Source organism: Alphaproteobacteria bacterium (assembly GCA_030740435.1).
In the GTDB taxonomy this organism is placed as follows: Bacteria; Pseudomonadota; Alphaproteobacteria; order UBA2966; family UBA2966.
In genome coordinates this window covers 38535-56610 of record JASLXG010000066.1, presented here as the reverse complement: position 1 = coordinate 56610, position 18076 = coordinate 38535, and the positions used below count along the sequence as shown (strand labels likewise).

At 67.2% G+C, this 18076-nt stretch carries 14 protein-coding genes and 1 pseudogene; 4 read left to right on the top strand and 11 right to left on the bottom strand.

Features of this window, described 5'->3' with window-relative positions; all coding sequences use genetic code 11:
- Positions 1 to 143 precede the first annotated feature (143 nt).
- From QGG75_07635 to QGG75_07620, 4 genes are read left to right on the top strand one after another with little or no spacing between them, the layout of a single operon-like run.
- Positions 144 to 1784, top strand: a complete 1641-nt coding sequence (locus QGG75_07635; GenBank protein ID MDP6067107.1) for an amidohydrolase — start codon at positions 144 to 146, stop codon at positions 1782 to 1784.
- A 12-nt stretch (positions 1785 to 1796) separates the two neighbouring features.
- The gene (locus QGG75_07630; GenBank protein MDP6067106.1) at positions 1797 to 2717 is read left to right on the top strand and encodes a GTP-binding protein; all 921 of its coding nucleotides are present in this window, start codon (positions 1797 to 1799) and stop codon (positions 2715 to 2717) included.
- Positions 2718 to 2766: 49 nt separating this feature from the next.
- A complete protein-coding gene (locus tag QGG75_07625; protein MDP6067105.1) occupies positions 2767 to 4320 on the top strand; it encodes a fatty acid--CoA ligase in 1554 nt (517 codons plus the stop codon).
- Positions 4321 to 4341: 21 nt separating this feature from the next.
- Positions 4342 to 5289, top strand: a complete 948-nt coding sequence (locus QGG75_07620) for a D-2-hydroxyacid dehydrogenase family protein (GenBank protein ID MDP6067104.1) — start codon at positions 4342 to 4344, stop codon at positions 5287 to 5289.
- On the opposite strand, the gene QGG75_07615 is transcribed toward QGG75_07620, so the two are convergent.
- The 11 genes and pseudogenes from QGG75_07615 to QGG75_07565 all read right to left on the bottom strand — a co-directional run bounded on the left by QGG75_07615 (position 5270) and on the right by QGG75_07565 (position 17985).
- Positions 5270 to 5887 carry a hypothetical protein gene (locus QGG75_07615; protein MDP6067103.1) on the bottom strand — a complete coding sequence of 206 codons (618 nt, stop codon included), beginning with the start codon at positions 5885 to 5887 and terminating at the stop codon, positions 5270 to 5272. The two genes, QGG75_07620 and QGG75_07615, sit on opposite strands and share 20 nt — an antisense overlap.
- Before the next feature lie 98 nt (positions 5888 to 5985).
- Positions 5986 to 7260: pseudogene (locus QGG75_07610) on the bottom strand (tetratricopeptide repeat protein).
- A gap of 247 nt (positions 7261 to 7507) precedes the next feature.
- Complete coding sequence (locus QGG75_07605) at positions 7508 to 8218, bottom strand: pentapeptide repeat-containing protein (GenBank protein MDP6067102.1); 711 nt, start codon at positions 8216 to 8218, stop codon at positions 7508 to 7510.
- A gap of 153 nt (positions 8219 to 8371) precedes the next feature.
- Positions 8372 to 9769, bottom strand: coding sequence for a protoporphyrinogen oxidase (hemG, locus tag QGG75_07600; protein ID MDP6067101.1), 1398 nt, complete (start codon positions 9767 to 9769; stop codon positions 8372 to 8374).
- A complete protein-coding gene (locus tag QGG75_07595) occupies positions 9759 to 11051 on the bottom strand; it encodes a radical SAM protein (protein MDP6067100.1) in 1293 nt (430 codons plus the stop codon). Before QGG75_07595 ends, hemG begins: the two co-directional genes overlap by 11 nt.
- Positions 11052 to 11064: 13 nt before the next feature.
- Positions 11065 to 12738, bottom strand: coding sequence for a universal stress protein (locus tag QGG75_07590; GenBank protein MDP6067099.1), 1674 nt, complete (start codon positions 12736 to 12738; stop codon positions 11065 to 11067).
- A gap of 10 nt (positions 12739 to 12748) precedes the next feature.
- The gene (locus QGG75_07585) at positions 12749 to 12988 is read right to left on the bottom strand and encodes a hypothetical protein (protein MDP6067098.1); all 240 of its coding nucleotides are present in this window, start codon (positions 12986 to 12988) and stop codon (positions 12749 to 12751) included.
- A complete protein-coding gene (locus QGG75_07580) occupies positions 12985 to 14526 on the bottom strand; it encodes a c-type cytochrome (protein MDP6067097.1) in 1542 nt (513 codons plus the stop codon). The genes QGG75_07585 and QGG75_07580 overlap by 4 nt, the downstream gene beginning before the upstream one ends.
- The gene (locus tag QGG75_07575) at positions 14526 to 15293 is read right to left on the bottom strand and encodes a cytochrome c (GenBank protein ID MDP6067096.1); all 768 of its coding nucleotides are present in this window, start codon (positions 15291 to 15293) and stop codon (positions 14526 to 14528) included. The genes QGG75_07580 and QGG75_07575 overlap by 1 nt, the downstream gene beginning before the upstream one ends.
- A gap of 13 nt (positions 15294 to 15306) precedes the next feature.
- Positions 15307 to 16122 (bottom strand): c-type cytochrome, encoded by an 816-nt coding sequence (locus QGG75_07570; GenBank protein MDP6067095.1) that lies wholly within the window; start codon positions 16120 to 16122, stop codon positions 15307 to 15309.
- A 6-nt stretch (positions 16123 to 16128) separates the two neighbouring features.
- Positions 16129 to 17985 (bottom strand): cytochrome ubiquinol oxidase subunit I, encoded by a 1857-nt coding sequence (locus QGG75_07565; GenBank protein ID MDP6067094.1) that lies wholly within the window; start codon positions 17983 to 17985, stop codon positions 16129 to 16131.
- Positions 17986 to 18076: the final 91 nt, after the last annotated feature.

Sequence of the window (18076 nt, the reverse complement as noted above, 5' to 3'; positions counted from 1 at the left end):
GGGATTCTCCGGCATGCTGGTTCACGGGGCGCCAAATATAGCCGCGCCCAAGCCCCTGGACCAGACGCTTGAGGCGGCTTGGTCCTAGGTTCATGATCGGCGGCGGCACACACTGCCCGATCCCCAGTTTGCGGAGAAGAAGAATGTCCGGCGAGACCACCGTCTTCAGCGCGCGCAAAATAATCACCATGAACCGCTACCAGCCCGAGGCCAGCCATGTGGCCGTGCGCCAGGGCTGTATCCTGGGCGTGGGCCGGCTCGACGAGCTGGCCGGCTGGGGCGACTACACGCTCGATGAGCGCTTTGCCGACAAGGTGCTGCTGCCGGGGTTCGTGGAAGGCCACTGCCACCTCATGGAGGGCAGCATCTGGCGCTACCAGTACGCCGGTTCCCATGCCCGCACGGGACCCGACGGCCAGCTACACGAAGGCCTGACCAGCATCGAGGCGGTGGTCGAGCGGCTCTGCCAGGTGGAAAGCGAAATGCCGGACGCAGACGCGCCGTTGGTGGCCTGGGGCTTCGATCCCATCTATTTCGAGGGCCGGCGCATGAACCGCCAGGATCTCGACGCCGTCTCCCAGCGCCGCCAGGTGGCCGTGGTGCATTCCAACTTCCACATCATGAACGTCAACTCGGCGGTCCTGGAGGGAGCCAACATCACGGCCGCCACCAACGTCGAGGGCATCGTCAAGGACGCGGCCGGCGAGCCCAACGGCGAATTGCAGGAGATGGCCGCCAAGTTCATGGCGCTGAGCACCATGGGGGTGGATTATTTCTCCGAGGTGGGCGAGCCCCAGTCGCTGGAGAACTTCGGCCGCATCGCCTGCCAGACCGGCGTCACCACCGCCACCGATCTCTACAACGCAGCCCCCGACGAGGCCGTCGCCAGCATGCTCGAATGCACCCGGCGCGAGGATTTTCGTTTTCGTATCGTGCCGGCTTTCGGCGGCTCCTCGATGCCGGCTCGTGATGGCGTGGCCAGGGTGCACGAGCTCAAGAAGCTCAACCACGAAAAACTCCACTTCGGCATCGTCAAGCTGGTCACCGACGGCTCGATCCAGGGCTTCACGGGGCGGCTCAAGTGGCCGGGTTACTACAACGGCGCCGCCAACGGCGTCTGGAACGTGACGCCGGACGAGCTCGAGGAGGTGCTCGGCGGCTATCATGACGGCGGCCTGCAGGTCTTCATCCACGCCAACGCCGATGAGGCCTCGGAACTCGCCATCGAGGCCGTCGAGGCGGTGCTGGCGCGTTCGCCCCGGCCCGACCACCGCCACACCCTGCAGCACTGCCAGATGGCCGACGAGGCCCAGTTCCGCCGCATGGCGCGCCTCGGCATCTGCGTCAATCTCTTTGCCAACCACATCTACTATTGGGGCGACGAGCACCTGGCCACCACCTTGGGACCCGATCGGGCCAAGCGCATGGATGCGGCCAACACGGCCAAGCGCTGGGGCGTGCCCTTTGCCATCCATTCCGACGCCCCGGTGACGCCCTTGGGGCCGCTTTTTACCGCCTGGTGCGCCGTAAATCGCCTGACGGCTTCGGGCCAGGTGCTGGGGCCCGAGGAGCGCATCAGCACGGCCGACGCCCTTTACGCCATCACCCAGGGCGCCGCCTATACCTTGAAGCTGGACCACGAGATCGGCTCCATCGAGGTCGGCAAGCGGGCCGATTTCGCGGTGCTCGAAGACGACCCACTGCTGGTGGCGCCCGAAACACTACGTGACGTACCGGTCTGGGGCACGGTGCTGGGCGGCCGGGTCTTCGCCGCCGCCGATTAGCCGCCGCCGGTCATGGCACCCCTGGTTCCGCTTTCGGTCATCGGCGGCTTTCTCGGGGCCGGCAAGACGACGCTGCTGAACAACCTGCTGCGCCAGGCCGGCGGCGTGCGCTATGCCGTGCTGGTCAACGATTTCGGCGACCTGGCCATCGACGGGGATTTGATCGTCGAGCATGGCGGCGACACCATCACGCTGGCCAACGGCTGCATCTGCTGCTCGTTGGGCGACGACCTCTTGATCACCGTCATGCGCCTGATGCAAGGCGCCGACAAACCCGAGCACCTGCTGGTGGAGGCCAGCGGCGTGGCCGATCCCAGGCCCATCGCCGAGGTCGCGATCCTGCATCCCGAACTCACCCCCGACGCCACCATCGTGCTGGCCGACGCCGCCGAGATCCGCGAACGCGCCGCCGATCCCCGCCTCAGCGACACCGTCGAGCGCCAGTTCAAGGCAGCCGACGTGGTGCTGCTCAACAAGTGCGATCTGGTGGATGCCGCCGCGCGGGCCGAGCTTCGGGCCTGGCTGGCCGAGTTGGCGCCCGAGGCGGCGCTCGTCGAGACCGAGTACGCGGCGGCGCCGCTGGCGCTGCTGCTCGGCCGCGGCCTCGAAAAGGTGCCCCAGGGCGGTCACCATCACGAGCCCGAACATCCCTTTGCCAGCGTCGAATTGACCTGGCCCGGCGGCCTCGACGAGACCCGATTCCGTACCGCCCTGGCCGAGCTGCCGGCGGGCGTGCTGCGGGGCAAAGGCATCGTGCGTTTTGCCCCGGCCCCCGAGCGGCCGCGTCTGGTGCAACTGGTCGGGCGGCGTTTGCAGATCGGCGAGGCCGCGAACGCCGCGGCGGGCAGTCGGCTGGTCTTGCTGGGGACCCTGGACGAGAACCAGCGTCAGCGCATCACGACGCTGTTCGAGGGGCTGGCAAGCGGCGATTGAAGAGGTACACTCGGCAGCCGTTGGAGACGCCAAGGGGAGGGACGGTGGTATGGAGATCGAGACCCTGGCCGACATGACGCGGCGCCAGGCGCAGCTGCGGCCCGACCGCGTGGCCTGGGAGTTCGCCGGCCGCGAGACCAGCTTCGGCCAATTCCACGAGCGCTCCAACCAAGTCGCCAACGGTCTCGCCGCAGCCGGCATCGGGCCGGGCCAGCGGGTGGCCCAGATCGGCAAGAACAGCGATCTCTTTTTCGAGATCTTCTTCGGCGCCAGCAAGACCCGGGGCGCCCTGGTGCCGGTCAACTGGCGCCTGGCGCCCCCTGAGATCAGCTTCATCATCAACGACGCCCAGGCCGAGGTGTTGTTCGTGGACCAGGACTTCTACGAGGTCGTCGAGGGCATCCAGGGCGAGCTCACGACGATCCGCGAGATCATCGCGCTGGATGGCGGCCACACCGAATGGCCGAGCTACAAGGACTGGCTGGCCGGCCAGAGTTCAGGCGAGCCCAACAGCGCGCCCGAGCCCGGCGACACCGCCGTGCAGATGTACACCTCGGGCACCACCGGCCATCCCAAGGGCACCGAGACCACCCACGAGAACCTTTTCTGGCAGGTCCACGAAGGCGCCAAGGAGCTCGGTACCTGGTCCGACGACGACGTGACGCAAGTGGTCCTGCCGCTCTTTCACATCGGCGGCACGGCCTGGGGCCTGATGGCCTTCTTTTCCGGCGCCCGGGCCATCATCATAGGCGAGGTCGATCCCCCGGAGATCCTGGCCTCGATCCCCCGCGACGGTATCACCAAGGTGCTCTACGTGCCCGCCGTGGTGCTATTCCTGTTGCAGGTTCCCGGCGTCGAAAAGACCGATTTCTCGAGCCTCGAGCTGATCGTCTACGGCGCCGCGCCGATGCCGCTGGAGCTTTTGGAAAAGGCCATGCCGGTGTTCGGCTGCGACTTCGCCCAGGTCTACGGCCTGACCGAGACCACCGGTGCCGTCACCTTCCTGCCGCCGGCCGAGCACGTCAGCCAGAGCCCGCGGCTCAAATCCTGCGGCAAGCCCTATTCCTGCGTCGAGCTGCGCATCGTCGGCCCGGACGGCCAGGAGCTGCCCATTGGCGAGATCGGCGAGGTGGCGACGCGAAGCGTGCTCAACATGAAGGGCTACTGGAACCTGCCCGAGGATACAGCCCGGGCGGTACGCGGCGATTGGTTCCACACCGGCGACGCCGGCTATGTCGACGACGAGGGCTATCTTTATATCCACGACCGGGTCAAGGACATGATCATCTCGGGCGGCGAGAACGTCTATCCGGCCGAGGTCGAGAACGTGCTGCACCAGCATCCCGAGGTGGCCGACGCCGCCGTCATCGGCGTACCCGACGAGCGCTGGGGCGAGGCGGTCAAGGCAATCATCGTCAAGGCGCCCGAGGCGGAACTCACCAGCGAGGAGCTGATCGCCTTCAGCCGCGAGCGCATCGCCCATTTCAAGGCCCCCAAATCGGTCGACTTCACGGCCGAGTTGCCGCGCAATCCCTCGGGAAAGATTCTCAAGCGAGAGTTGCGCGAACCCTATTGGGCCGGCCGCGACAAACAAGTTGTCTGAGACAGCGAGCCCGGCCCCGCCATGAAGATAGCGATCCTCGACGATTACCAGGACCTGGCGCTCAGGATCGCCGACTGGAGCGTGCTCGAGGGCGCCGAGATCACCGTCTTCAACGACACCATCAGCGACGAGAGCGCCCTGGTGGCCAGGCTTAAGCCCTTTGCCGCCATCGCCGCCATGCGCGAGCGCACGCCCTTCCCGCGCTCGCTGCTGGAGAGCTTGCCCAATCTCAAATTGCTGGTTACCACGGGCATGCGCAACGCCTCCATCGACCTCGAGGCGGCGGCCGAATTGGGCATCACCGTCTCGGGCACCGGCGGCGTCGCCCACCCCACGGCCGAACTCACCTGGGGCCTGATCCTGGCGCTTTGCCGCTCCATTCCGGTGGAGCACGAAGCCATGCGCCAGGGCGGTTGGCAGACCACGCTGGGCCTCGATCTCAAGGGGCGCACGCTGGGCGTCATCGGGCTCGGGCGGCTGGGCAGCCAGGTGGCGAAGGTGGGCAACGCCTTCGGCATGAACGTGGTGGCCTGGAGCGAGAACCTGACGGCCGAGCGGGCGGCCGAGTGCGGCGCCACGTTGCTGGAAAAGGAAGCGCTGGTCTCAACGGCCGACATCATCACGCTGCACCTGGTGCTGAGCGAGCGCTCGCGCGGCACCATCGGACCCAGGGAGTTGGCCCTGATGAAGCCGACGGCGGTGCTGATCAACACCTCGCGCGGCCCTATCATCGAGCAATGGGCGCTGGTCTCGGCGCTCAAGGAAAACCTCATCGCCGGCGCCGCGCTCGACGTCTACGACGAGGAGCCACTGGCGCCGGACCATCCGCTGCGCAGCCTGTCCGACGTGGTACTGACGCCGCACCTGGGCTACGTCACCGAAGCGACCTATGAGACTTTCTACCCGGAGATGGTGGAAGACATCGCCGCTTTCATGGCCGGCAAGCCGATCAGGGTGCTGCAAGGTTGAGCGGCGCCGGCGGCTGGCCGTCGAGCTGGCGCTGCCAGGCCTGGCGATAAAGCGCCTCCAGGTTGCGGGCAAAGCGCGGCGTGTCGAAAAGCGGCGCCGTCCTTCGCTTGGCCGCCAGCTTGGCGCGCACGGCGGCCAGCCGTTCGCCGTCCTCCGCCAGGCTGATGGCCAGCTTGCCATAGGCGTCCAGGTCGGCAGCCACCAGCTCGGGCATTTCCAGCGCCCGCAGCAGGCTTTCGGAGACCCGCGAGGCGAAGTGACGGCCGGCCAGCGTCAGCACCGGCACACCGGCCCAGAGCGCGTCCGAGGTCGTGGTGTGGCCGTTGCAGGGGAAGGTATCGAAGGCCAGGTCGGCGACGGCCAGGCGGCTGAGGTGGGCCGCCTGGGCGATCCTGGGGGCAAACAGCAGGCGCCCGGGATCGATGCCGGCGGCCCGGGCCGCGGCGCCGAGACTGTCGCGGCAGCCGGGACCGCCGTCGAGCAGCCAGAGCGACGATCCGGGCAGCGCCTCCAGCACCGCCATCCAGCGGGAAAACATCGCCGCCTCGATCTTGTAAGTCTGGTTGAAGCAGCAGAAAACCAGACCCTCTTCGGGCAAGCCAAGATCGGCCCTGAGCGCTGGCCCCGCCGCACACCCGGCGCGTCCGGCGCGCCCGGTGGCTCTCGCCCGCCATCACAGGGCTGATAGCAATCCGGCAGATAAGCCAGGGTCTCGCTGAACATTTCGGCCTCGGCCGGCGGCGCCACGATGCTGTCGGCAATCAGGTAATCGAAGAAATCGCCGCCTGTGCTGCCGGGAAAGCCCAACCACGTGAGCTGCAGCGGCGCCGGCCGCCAGGCGCAAATGCCCAGGCGTCCGCCCCGGGTGTAACCCTTGAGATCGACCAGGATGTCGACGCCGTCGTCGGCAATGCGGCGCGCCGCATCGGCGTCGTCGAAATCCCTGAGGTCGACGAAGTCGGTGGCGGCGGCAGTGATGCGGCGGCGCAGCTCGGAGCCGTCATCGGGGCCGTAGGAGTAGGCCCTAATATCGAACTGGCGGCCATCGTGGGCCTCCAACAAGCCGGAGATCAGGCGCGCCGTGGCGTGCTCGAAGAAATCGTTGGAGAGGTAGCCGACGACGAGGCGCTCGGATCCGGAGCGGGCAGATCCGGCCGGATCCTTTTTGCCCGCGAGGACGGCGGCGCTGCGCTGGTTGAGGTCGGCCGACCAGGCTTGGGCGATGGCCAGGTTGCGCCGCGGGTCGGGATCATGGATGACGCTGAGAAAGGGGCTTTCGGCGGGCCGGCGCCGGGCCGCCAGGGAGGCATCGGTGGCGGCCCCGATCGATGCCGTCAGCTGCCGGGCGCGGTTCCACTGACAGCTAAACAAAGCGTGCCTGAGCGCCACCTCCTCGGCCCGGGTATCGCCCGGCACCAAGGCCAGCGCCTTCTCGATATGCTCCGTTGCGCCATCCAGCCGGCCCTCGCCGAGCAGCGTCGAAGCCAGGTTGCAATGGGCGTCGGCAAGTCCGGGATCGAGAGCGATGGCCTGACGCATCTGGCTGATGGCGGCGGCGCTGTCACCACGCTCGAGCAGGGCCAGCCCCAGATTGTTGTGGGCCGCGGCATAGCCCGGATCGCGCTCCAGCACCTGGGCGAAGATCGCCGCAGCGGCCACGGGCTTGCCCTGGTCGAGGAGCGTAACGCCCAGGTTGTTGCGGATCTTGGTCGACTCCGGAGCCAGTTCCAGGGCCCGCCCGAGCGATTCCTCGGCCTCGGACAAACGCCCCTGCCGGCGCAGCACCAGCCAAAAAATTGCTGTGCGATTCGGCTCCGCCCGGCGCCGCCGCGATGGCCTGGCGAAAACTCGTCTCGGCCTCCGGCAGCCGGCCCAGGGCGAGCAGCGCCGTACCCAGCATATTGAGGTAGTCGGGGTTCGCCGCCGCCTGCGCCACGGCACGACGGGAAAGCTCGACCGCCCGTTTTGCATCGCCCTGCTCATAGACGATGGTGGCCAACAGGTGCAGCACGTCGGCCTGATCGGGATCGGCGGCGAGAACACGTTGGTAGATCCCCGCCGCCTGGACCAGCCGCCCGGCGCGGTGCCACTCGGCCGCCTGCTTGAGCGCCGGCGTCAGATCGTCGCCGGGCTTGAAACGGCCCTTGGTTGCCAGCTTTTTCCGGCGCCGACGATCTGTCCTGTTCATGCCAGGACGATATCACAATGGAGAGAAAATTCAGGAAACCGGGGCTTCCACCTCGTGCATCCCCACCGCCTTGCGGCAGCCCAGCGCGCTGTGCAGGTTGGCCGGCGCGATGACGCAGCCGCTGAGGTTGGCGCGCCACAGGTCGGCGCCTTTGAGATCGGCGCCGATCAGCACCGCCTGGCAGAAATTGACATGGCTGAGATCGACGTCGCGCAAGTTGGCCCCCGAAAGGTCGGCCCGCGAGAGATTTGCCCCGGCCAGGTTGGCACCGGCCAGGCGGATGCCGCTGAGATCGGCCTCGCTGAGATCGCTGCTGGCCAGGTTGGCGTGGCTCAGGTCGCGATTGCGCAGCGATACCCGTGACAGGTCGAGACCGCTGAGATCGGCGCGTTCGCCCTCGCCGCCGGTCAGCCAACGGTGGTGGCTGGCCAGGGCGCGCAGCAGGCGCCGCAGTTTGTTCGAACGCCTCCGCTGCTCGCCATTTTCGCCATCGACCTTGCTCCAGATGCGTGTGTTGGAGCGCAGCCTGGGCGCCAGGCGTTGCAGGCGCAAGCGCCGCCAGGCGTCCTCCTCGTGCTCGGCTTCGATCTCGCCGCGCTCGACGGTTTGCAAAGCCTCCGACCGAATTTCGTAAAGAAAAATCAGCTTTTTGTTGCGTCCCCCACGGTCGCTCACCAGCTCTTCGCTGCAGGGAATACTGTTGTGGCCGAGCGGCGCCGGAGCTTCTTCCAAGAGCGACATCCGAACTCTCCCCCTTCACAATGGGCTACGCAAGATTCTTCATGTGGCATACCATATATTGTGTCTAAAGGTAGGTAAAGATGGAATATTTATGCACAGACAAAAAAATAACGCCCAAAAAGGGCGTCACTTTCCGGCCTTCGAAGACGCCGATCAGCGGCTTGCGGCAGCCTTGATAGGGGCCCGGTCGCTGCTCTCGCCTAGCCCGGCGAGGAAGCCGTCGAGCCGGGCCGCGGTCTCATCGGCAAGTTCCAGACAGGCCGCCACGGAGGGTCCGCGAAAATAGTTGCCGGTGAGGAAAAGGCCGGGCAGGCGCTGCGGCAGCGCCGCCAAATCCCGCACCCGCTCGACGTGACCGGCAGCGTATTGCGGCAAACCGCGCGGCCAGTGGCGCACCCGCGCCAGCACCGGCTCGCCGCGGGCGCCGACCAGATCGCCAAACTCGCGCCGCGCCAAGGCCACCAGATCGTCGGCCGGCAGCAAGCCCAGATCAGGATTGCGGGCACCGCCGAAATAGGCGGCCAGGGCGACGTGGCCGGCCGGCGCCCGGTGGCTGAACATGGTCGAGCAAAATTGGGCGCCGTTGAGGGCCCGGCCTTCGTCGGCCGCCGCCAGGAAGCCCAGCCCGTCGAGCGCGTGTTCGACCTGCTGGCGCCGGTAGCCGAGATAAACCACGGCCAGCGACGGCGCCGCCACGCCGGCGGCGGCCTCGGCCGCGGTCGGGTCCAGCTTCTCGATCAGGGCCGCCGTCATGTGGGGCTGGGTGGCAATGACCACGGCCCGGGCTTCAAGCTCACCCTCTGGCGTCAGCAGCCTAAAGCCCCGGCGCCCGCGTTCCAGGCCCTGCACGGCGATGCCGGTACGCAAGGCTTGGCCCAGGTTCCGCTGCAGCGCCCGGGGCAGGCTGGCCACGCCGTGGCGCCAGGAAAACAGCCGGCCGCCCGGCATGCGGCCGCCGCGCCAGCGCCGCGCCGCCACGCCCAGCACCACGGAACGGTACTGGCGCTCCAGCTCATGCAGCGCCGGAAAGGCGGCACGCAGCGAAATCTCGTCGGCCCGCCCGGCGTAGATACCACCGACCAGGGGATCGACCAGGCGCTCGGCGACCTCGCGGCCGAAGCGGCGGCGGGCGAACTGGGCCACCGATTCGTCGTCGCCCTCCCGGCCGCGGGGCAGCACCACCTCGGCCAGCAGCCGAAGCCTGGCCGGCAGCGAGAGATAACCCGAGCTGAGCAGGCTGAAGGGATGGCTGGCCATACCTTCGAGACGCCCCCCGGCCACCAGATAGCGCCGGCGCACGGCGGGGCCCAGCTCGCAGCGCTCGGTCTCCAACTCCAGGCGCTGCGACCAGTCGGTGGCCGCCGCGACGTGAGCACCGACGGTGCTGGGTCCGTGCTCCATGAGAAAGCCGCCCAGGCGTTCCGAAAAGGCCTTGCCGCCAGCCGCCACCTGGCGCTCCAACAGCACCACCGAGCGGCCCCGCCGGCGCAGTTCCTCGGCCGTGGCCAGGCCCGAGATGCCGCCGCCGATGATGGCTGCGTCAAAGCTCACGGCGCTCTCCGTCAAATTCGGGCCGCGGCGGGCCGGCCTCGCCAAAGCGCCGCCGCGCCAGGGTCTGGAGGTCATCGGCCTCGACTTGCTGTCGGCCTTCGCCGCGCACGAAAACCTCGGCCCGGCGGCGCACCATGCGGCGCAGGAAGGCGGGCACGCGCCGCAAGCGCTGCTCCGCCTCGCGCGACCAGTCGAGAGCGCTCTCGGCCAGCACCAGGGGCTCGATCACGGCACCGCCCCGGGGCTGGTAGCCGCAAAGGAAATCCTCGCCCATCAGGTCGCCGTCGCGGGCCGCCGGCCGGGCCCGGCAGCCGCCACAGACACGGCGGTATTCGCAAACGCCGCAACGCCCGCCGAGCTCAGGCTGGCGCAGCCGGGCGAAGAGCTCGGCACCCTGCCAAATCTCGGCGAAACTTGTCTGGCTGAGCGATCCCGCCGGCTCTTCGATGTAGGGGCACGGCGTCACCTCGCCCTCGGGGGTGACTCGGCAATAACGGCTGCCGGCCAAACAGCCACCGGCCTCGTAGCCGTGCATCGGCGTGATCGCCCAGGCCGGATCGAGCTCGATCGCCAGGCGGCGGAAATGGGGCGCGCACTTGGCCCGCACCAGGGGTCCCGTATCGTCGTGGGCGGCCTCCGTCAGGCGTTCCAGCACCCGGTCGTAGGTTTTCACCGAGATGCCCGAGAAACGCTCGCCGCGACCGGTGCAGACGAGAAAAAAAACGTTCAGCACCAGCGCCCCGGAACTTTTGGCGAAGGCGATCATGTCGTCGAGCTCGGCCGCGTTCTCCTCGGTGGCCGAGAAGTGGATCTGGAATCCGAGCCCGCTCCGGCGGCAGGCGTCGATGCCGTTCATGGCCTGCTCCCAGGCTCCGGGCCGGCCGCGGAAGCCGTCGTGGTAGGCCGGGTCGAGGGAATCGAGGCTGATGCCAACGCCGCGCACGCCGGCCGCCGCCAACGATGCCACGCGAGGACCATCGAGCAGCGTGCCATTGGAGCCCAGCACCACCATCAGGCCGAGATCGGCGCCATGGCGGGCGATATCCTCGATATCGCGGCGCAGCAGCGGCTCGCCGCCGGTCAGTACCACCATGGTCTCGTCGTCCAGCGCCGCGATGTCGACGAGCAGCGCCGTTACCTCGGCCGTGCCCATCTCGCCGGCCGTCCCGTCACTCCGGGTACCGGCATCGAGGTAGCAGTGCGCGCAGGCCAGGTTGCACCGCCGCGTCAGGTTGAGGGCAACCAGGAAGGGAGGTTCGGCGATATGGGCCTGGGCGTTCATGAGCCTCCCATGCTCAATCGTCTTCGACCGTCTTGGTGTGACCGCCTTTGACCATGGCCTCGTGCATGGCCTTGCGGGCCTCTTCGAGGCCCAGCTCGCAGATCGCCAGCGTGACCTCGGTGGCGCCCTGCTCGCGCGCCACCTCTTCGATGCGCGCCCGGGTGCGATCGCGCATGGCCTCGGGCACCCTGGTCAGCCGGGCCAGCGCCGCCGCGGCCCAAGGCAGCGTGGCCGCGGCCGGCGCCTCGACAAAGGCCCGCACGTGCTCGGCGCCAACCTCGGCCGCGCCCTCGCGGCGAGCCCGCTTTTCCGCCCGCAGGCGAACACCGGCGGCCTGGTTGGCATCATCGAGCTTGGCCAGCTCGGCTTCGGCGGCGGCGCTCCAGACCGTTTCCGGGCTGGCCGCGGCCGCCTCCGCCTGGCCCCGGCCGGGCATCATCTTGGCCGCCACCTGCTCGACCAGATCCGACGTGATGTAGGTGTTGCCCCGGGCATGGGCAAAGCGGATCACCGCCTGGCGGGCCATGCCACGGGCGAATTCGGGGGCGCGGTTGAGCAGCGCCTCGGCCTCATGGCTCCAGCTGATGCTTTCGGCGGCGACGATATCCAGCGCCGGCACGTGGCTGGCCTGGCCGATCCAGACGTGGCAGGGCGCGAGACGCAAGAGGTTTTCGGTGTTGCCGCCGATATCGATCATGGCGTCGCCGTGGATGCCGGTCTTGCCCAGCATCAGCAGGCTGGCGCCGACCTCACGGACATAGGCCTCGATGGCCTTGAAGGGCTTGCCGTCCAGGAGCTTGGTGACGAGCTCGACGCCGGCATCCTTGGCCGTGCGCGACGCCACCTCGAGGTGGGACTGATAGATCTTGGCGATGCCCTCGTCGATCAGTTCCTCGTGCAGCTGTTCTTGTTCCTTGAAGCGAAAGACCTTGCCGGCTTCGTCGCTGAGCACGCCGGCGATGCGGTTGAAGGCGACGTAGTGGTAGTAGGGGTCGTAGGCCGCCACGGCATGCAGCTCGACGCCGAGCCGGCGGGCCATCTCGAAGCCCGTGAGCAGCGCCCCGAAGGACTGTGGCGAGCCATCCAGGCCGACCACCACCGGCCCCTCGCCGATGGCCCGTTCGACATCGCGAACGACGAGCACATCGATCGGCGAGCGCCGCACCACGCGCTCGCAGACGGTGCCGATCAGGCTGCCCGGCACCGCTCCCAGGCCCAGCGCACCCATGGCCAGCACGTCGTGGCCCCCGGCCTCGAGGGCTTCGACGATGCGGCTCGCGTTCTTGCCTTCGGGGCTGAGGCGGGCATAAGGCAGCCCGGCCGTCTCGCAGGCGGCCTCGGCCTGGTCGTGGTAGCTGTCGGAGATGATGTCGAGACCGCGCGTAATCAGGTCGTCGTGGACGTCGCGCTGGTAGGACATTTCCTCTTCGTCGAGGTAGCGCTCGGGCAGGCCGCCTTCCATCTGGCGAAAGCGCCGGTCATGCAGCGCCGCGGCATAGGCGTGGATGCCGGTGATCTCACCCTCGGCCGTGGCCGAGAGGCGTAGCGCTTCGGCCAGCGCCCGGTTGGCATGGTCGGAAGCATCGAGGGCGACGATGAAGCGCTTGAAGGAAACCGGCGCCGTGTCGGGCGGCGACGCCTGGGCACCGTCCTGCAGCGCTGGCTGGCTGGACGCGGGTGCAGTCATGGACACTCTCCTAGGGTGACGGAGACCCGGCGTCCCGCCTCTGCCGGATCGCGCCGATGGCAAAAACCAGTATGCCGGCGGCAATCAGAAACCAATGAAACAGGCTGGGCTCGAAACCGCCCCGCCAACTGAGCAGACTGTCGAGAACGCCGAGAAAGATCAAGCCGGCGCCGATCATACGCGTCTTGACGCCGCGGACCGGTTCCTCGTCCCGTAACTCCTCGTCGTCAGCCGCCGGGTTCGGCGTCATGCATCGGACCCACGGGCGCTACGCGCCCACCAGATCTCGGCCGCCGCCAGCAGCAGCACTACGATCAGGGCCGTGATCAGGGGCCGCGTCCCCGTCGGCGGCTCGAGCAGCAGCCAGTACCAGGTCGTCAGGGTGTGGCTGGTTTCGCTTTCGCTGTTGGAGCCGTCCCAGTTGGCGAAGGCCACGGGGATGAAGCGGCCCTCCTCGAACTGCAGGTCGCCCTCGGCATCATCGGTGCGCAAGGGCCGGGTCATGACTACCCGCCAGGTGCCGTCCTTGTAGCTGCCGCTGGCCGTGAGACCAGTCTTGGCGGCGTCGCGTTCGGCGAACTCGTAGGGCCCGGTGGCGTTCATCAACTCGACGCCCTGGGACGCCTCCTTGCCGCCGCTGGACCAGCGCCAGAAGTTCACGGGATGGGATTTGTCGCCCATCAGGAAATAGGGCTTCTCCTGGCTTATGGGAATCGTCACCGGCAGTTGCACGGCCACCATGTCGGAGCTCAGCTCCTCGTCCGCGATCTGGGCCGCCTTGTCGTCCCCGGGCAAGGACTTGGTGCGGTCGTCCCATTCCAGCAGCATGGCGATCGCTTCGTCGTTATAGAAGGCGCGGGCGGTGATGCTGTCGTGGGCCGGCGTGAAGAACCTGTCCTCGGCGATGATCTGGGGCACCAGCATGAAGGTCACGGGCGCCGCCTCGGCCCATTTCGGGTCGTCGACCTTGGCCGGCAGCGCGCCCTCGAGCTTGGCCGCCACGATCACCGTCTTGGAGGGATTGACGACCTCCACCGTCTTGGCCAGCGAGGCCACATAGTTGGCCACGTGCCAGCGTTCCTCGATGCTCAGTTTCTTTTTCGACTTGGGATCGGCGAAGGCCGGCATCTGGGTGCCGGGAATACCCACCGTGACGCGGCGGAAGATCTCCTTGGCGCTGTTGTCGGCGCGATAGGTCCAGGCCTTGGTGAGGTTCCTGGGCCAGGTGCGGGCGCCGTTGTCGTCCTTGAGCTTCTTGATGCCGTCACCGCGGCCTTCACGGCCGTGGCATTCGGAGCAGCGCTCGCCATCGAGGAAAATTTCACGCCCACGGGCGATGCTGTCGGCCGAGCTTTCGATCTGCTTGCCGTAGTCGATCTGGCCCTCCGGCGCCTCCTCGATCTCGGCGAAGACCTTGAGATAGGCCACCAGGTCCCACATGTCCTGCTCGCTGAGCACGTCCGACCAGCCCGGCATGGCGGTTCCGGGCATGCCGTCCTTGATCATGCGGAAGATGTCGTCGTCGTTGGGCGCGTCTTCGTCAAAGGCGCTGGTCTTGATCTTATAAATCCCCAGCGTAAAGTCCCGAGGCGGCGGGTTGAGGCGCTCGGCAGCCGGGCCCAGGCCGTCGCCTTCGTCGCCGTGGCAGGCCAGGCAGCGGAACTGGTAGACCTTTTCGCCCTTCTCGGCATTGCCCGGCACGGCCAGGGCGGCACCCGCCGAAAGAGCGGCCAGCACGATACCGGCGCCCAGCGCCCGCAGCACTTTATCCATCGTCACCGCAGCCATCATTCATGCTCCCATGAGCGCGGCCGGTGGCCGGTGTAGTCGTAAAGGAAAAGGATGACCTGCCAGATTTCTTCTTCCTTGAGGAAGCTCTGCCACACCGGCATCGACGAGAGCCAGGGCGAGGCTTCGCTGGGCAGGCCCGGCCCGCCCGTGGCAATGCGCCAAAAGAGGTAGGATTCCTGAAGCTGGGCGATGGTGCCGATGTCCTGGAAGTTGAGCGGCACCGGATTGAGGCCCTGGGCGTAGGGCCCCTGGCCATCGAGCTTGTCGCCGTGGCAGTACTGGCAGTTCTCGATGTAGACCGTGGCGCCCGCCGCCACCAATTCGCGGAACTTCTCGGGATCCTCCTTCTCGAACTTGCGCAACGGGTTCTCCAGCGTCAGCAGATCGTAGCGCTTGCCGTAGATCTTGGCGCTCGAGGGCGGTGCCGGATGGATCGAACGCAGCTCCAGCGGCGCCTCGAAGGAGGGCTGCATCTGCCAATACGTCAGGCCACCGGCCAGCAGCGGCACGATGACGAAGACGACGTTGCGCACCATGCGTTTGGAGGGATCCTCGACCAGCGCCTTGATCGGCGCCACCATCTCGCGGCCGCCTTCCTCGGTGAAGGTAAACGTCATGAAGACGCCGGCAACCACGAAGAACATGTACATGGTCATCAGGCTGGCCGGGATGGGCTGCCCGAGGATCAGCCCGAAGACCACCTCGAAGGCGGCGTAGAAGACCAGGACGGTGATGACCGACAGCAGGAGCCTGGGAATTTTCATGCCGCGCCCCTGCTCATTTCAGTTTGGCCAGGTAGTCGATCAGCATTTCGAGTTCCTGGGCATAGAGGGTGGTGCCGTATTCCGCCGGCATGGTGTCGGCCTCGAAGCCCTGGCCGATGTCGGCATTGGGATCGAGGATGGAACGGCGCAGGTAGTCGCGATCGTACTTGGCGCCGATGCCGTTGAGGTCCGGACCAACGTCGCCTTCCTCGCCGGCCACCTTGTGGCAGGCGCCGCAGGACTGCTCGGCGATCAGTTCCTCGATCGAGGCGTAGGCCGCCCGGGGCTCGCCCTCCTCGTCGCCGCTTTCGTCGGAGGCCTGGGCGCCCGAGGGGATCTCCACCGTCACATCGGTGCCGCCGAGATCCTGCAGGAAGGCCACCACGGCCGCCAGTTCGACCTCGCTCAAGCCCACCGAGCCGCCCGAGACGTCGGGCATCGGGCTTTCGGCATCGGCTGTCCCCTTCTTGCCGAAGCCCGCCACCACGAAGGCCGAGGGATTGACCAGCGATTCCAGCAGATAGCCCTCGGCGTCGCTGGCCTCGCCCTTGTAGCGGGCGTCCTTGAGGCGTTCGGCAACCAGGCCGGCGGCGGTATCGAGCATGGGCGCCCGGCCGCCGACGGCATTGTGGCAGAGCGTGCAGGTGCCCTTGCCGTTGTAGATCTTGCCGCCCAGCGCGATGAAGTCGTCCATGGTCATGGCGCCCAGATCGAGCACTTCTTCCACCGGCGGCGCCGCCGGCTCGATCTGCGGGATGCCCCAGTTGGAATAGCCCGCGAAAAAGCCGATGACGACCAGCGAGAAGAGGGCCACCTTGAGGAAGTTCATCATCGCCTAGGTCCTCCAGTATCCGGCCACTTCGGTCTTGCGGCCGCTGATCTGGCTGACCCAGAAGACGAAGATGACCATCACCAGGAAGATGATGACCCCCACAGAGACGATATTGGCACCGCCCGCCAGGGTCGGCGTGAAGGCGTCGGCCGAGTTGTCGCGGAAGATGCCGACCACGTGCCAGTGCTGGCGGATGCCCGAGCGGATGTAGCCCATCAGGCCCATCAGCCAGGTGAACGAGACGGCCAGCAGGAAGAGCGCGTACTGGGCGCGTTCGGGCAATCGGCCCCAATGCAGCGGCGCCACGTCCTTGGCGCCGCGGTACATGAAGACGTCGATGAGCGTACTGACGAAGATCACCACCAGCGTCGTCAACACCTGGGGGATCGAGCTCGCCACCTTGTAGACGGTGTTGGTGAAGTAGCCGTGGTAGACGCCCAGGATAAGGATGTTGACGACGGCGGCCGTGAACATGGCCACCTGCACGGCATTGCCGATCTTGACCCAGCTTACCGTCGGGATCTTGTTGGCGCGGCGGTAAATCAGGAAACTCAGCGCCGTCAGGATGATCATGTAGTTCACGGCCGTGTTCTTGGCCGGCATGATGCCCAGCGGCCCCAGGTACTTGTGGTAGGGCCCGCCCAGAGCCTTCAGTTCCTCGTTCGTCAGCACCAGGGTGTGGGGCGTGAACCAGACCAGGAACGAGGCCACCAGACCGAAGGCTATGTACTTGATATAGGGGTTGTAACGCGGCGCCCCGTCGCTGCGCCCCATGCCGCACCAGAGATAATAGTTGGCCGAGAGGAACAGCGTGCCGATCAGCACCGCCTGGATGATGAAGAGCCAGGCGAAGACGCCGCCCATCAGGGTGATGCCCATCTGCTGGCTGTAGGCGTAGATCTCGGCCGTCAGGTAGTAGCCGGCGAAGGGCAGCGGCAAGAGCGCGCTGATGGCGATGAAGTTGGCGGTGTAGCCCATCCAGTCGTAATGCGCCCTGAGCTCGGCCGTGCGCGACGAGAGAAACCGGAAGGCGGCATAGGCGCCGACCACCGAGCCGCCGTAGGCGACGTTGGCGATCATGCGGTGCAGGTTGATGGGGTTCCACAAGGGATTGTGGATGGCGGCCCAGACGTCGCCGGAATAGAGGCCGGCGGCATCGACGCCGGCCGGGCTCATCTGGAAGGTGAGCCAGGCGTTGGCCAGGAACATCAGCGTCGTGCCGACGCCATTCAGCACCAGCCCCAGCGTCAGATGAACCCACTTGCGGAAGCCGCCCTGCAGCCAGTGCCAGCCGTAGTAATAGATGTAAAGGCAGGCGCTTTCGGCGAAGAACAGCACCGCATACCAGACCATCGATTCCTTGAAGACGCCGGACATGTACTGGAAGAGGTGCGGGTAGAAAACGATCAGGCCGATGGCCAACAGGCCACCCAGGATGGCGGTCAGGGAATAGGCGGTGATGCTGACCTTGATGAACTCGTAGGCCATGTTGTCGTAGCGTTGGTCGCGGCTGTACATGCCGATGGCTTCGATGATGAAGACGAAGATCGGCACGGCCAGCACGAAGGCCGCGAACCAGAGGTGCAATTGCGCCGCCAGCCAGACGAAGATGCGTCCGTTGACGCCGGCCACAACCGGATAGTCGGTGCTCTTCAGTTTGGGCGGCGCGATGGTCGGGCCGGCCGGGGCCGCCGCCTGCTCGCCGCTTGCCGCCGCCGCCGCCTCGCCTTCGGCCGCCAGGGCCGGCGACGCGATATCCAGGGCGCTGCCCAGCAGCGGCACCAGGGCCAGCAACAGCGTCGCCACCAGAGCCGCCAGCACCCAGGGGCGCCAGGCGGTCAAAACCTTGCTGTGCGTCACCAGTCCCCCCTACGGCTGATAGATCAGGTTCAGTCCCTGGGCGTTCATGATCACCACGTCGAGACCGAGAAAGAGGAGACCCCACACCACG

Coding starts and splice junctions, on each gene's coding strand:
- QGG75_07630 (MDP6067106.1), top strand. CDS start 1,797: ATGGCACCCCTGGTTCCGCTTTCGGTCATCGGCGGCTTTCTCGGGGCC.
- QGG75_07605 (MDP6067102.1), bottom strand. CDS start 8,218: ATGTCGCTCTTGGAAGAAGCTCCGGCGCCGCTCGGCCACAACAGTATT.
- QGG75_07595 (MDP6067100.1), bottom strand. CDS start 11,051: ATGAACGCCCAGGCCCATATCGCCGAACCTCCCTTCCTGGTTGCCCTC.
- QGG75_07585 (MDP6067098.1), bottom strand. CDS start 12,988: ATGACGCCGAACCCGGCGGCTGACGACGAGGAGTTACGGGACGAGGAA.
- QGG75_07635 (MDP6067107.1), top strand. CDS start 144: ATGTCCGGCGAGACCACCGTCTTCAGCGCGCGCAAAATAATCACCATG.
- QGG75_07575 (MDP6067096.1), bottom strand. CDS start 15,293: ATGAAAATTCCCAGGCTCCTGCTGTCGGTCATCACCGTCCTGGTCTTC.
- QGG75_07570 (MDP6067095.1), bottom strand. CDS start 16,122: ATGAACTTCCTCAAGGTGGCCCTCTTCTCGCTGGTCGTCATCGGCTTT.
- QGG75_07590 (MDP6067099.1), bottom strand. CDS start 12,738: ATGACTGCACCCGCGTCCAGCCAGCCAGCGCTGCAGGACGGTGCCCAG.
- QGG75_07625 (MDP6067105.1), top strand. CDS start 2,767: ATGGAGATCGAGACCCTGGCCGACATGACGCGGCGCCAGGCGCAGCTG.
- QGG75_07620 (MDP6067104.1), top strand. CDS start 4,342: ATGAAGATAGCGATCCTCGACGATTACCAGGACCTGGCGCTCAGGATC.
- QGG75_07580 (MDP6067097.1), bottom strand. CDS start 14,526: ATGGCTGCGGTGACGATGGATAAAGTGCTGCGGGCGCTGGGCGCCGGT.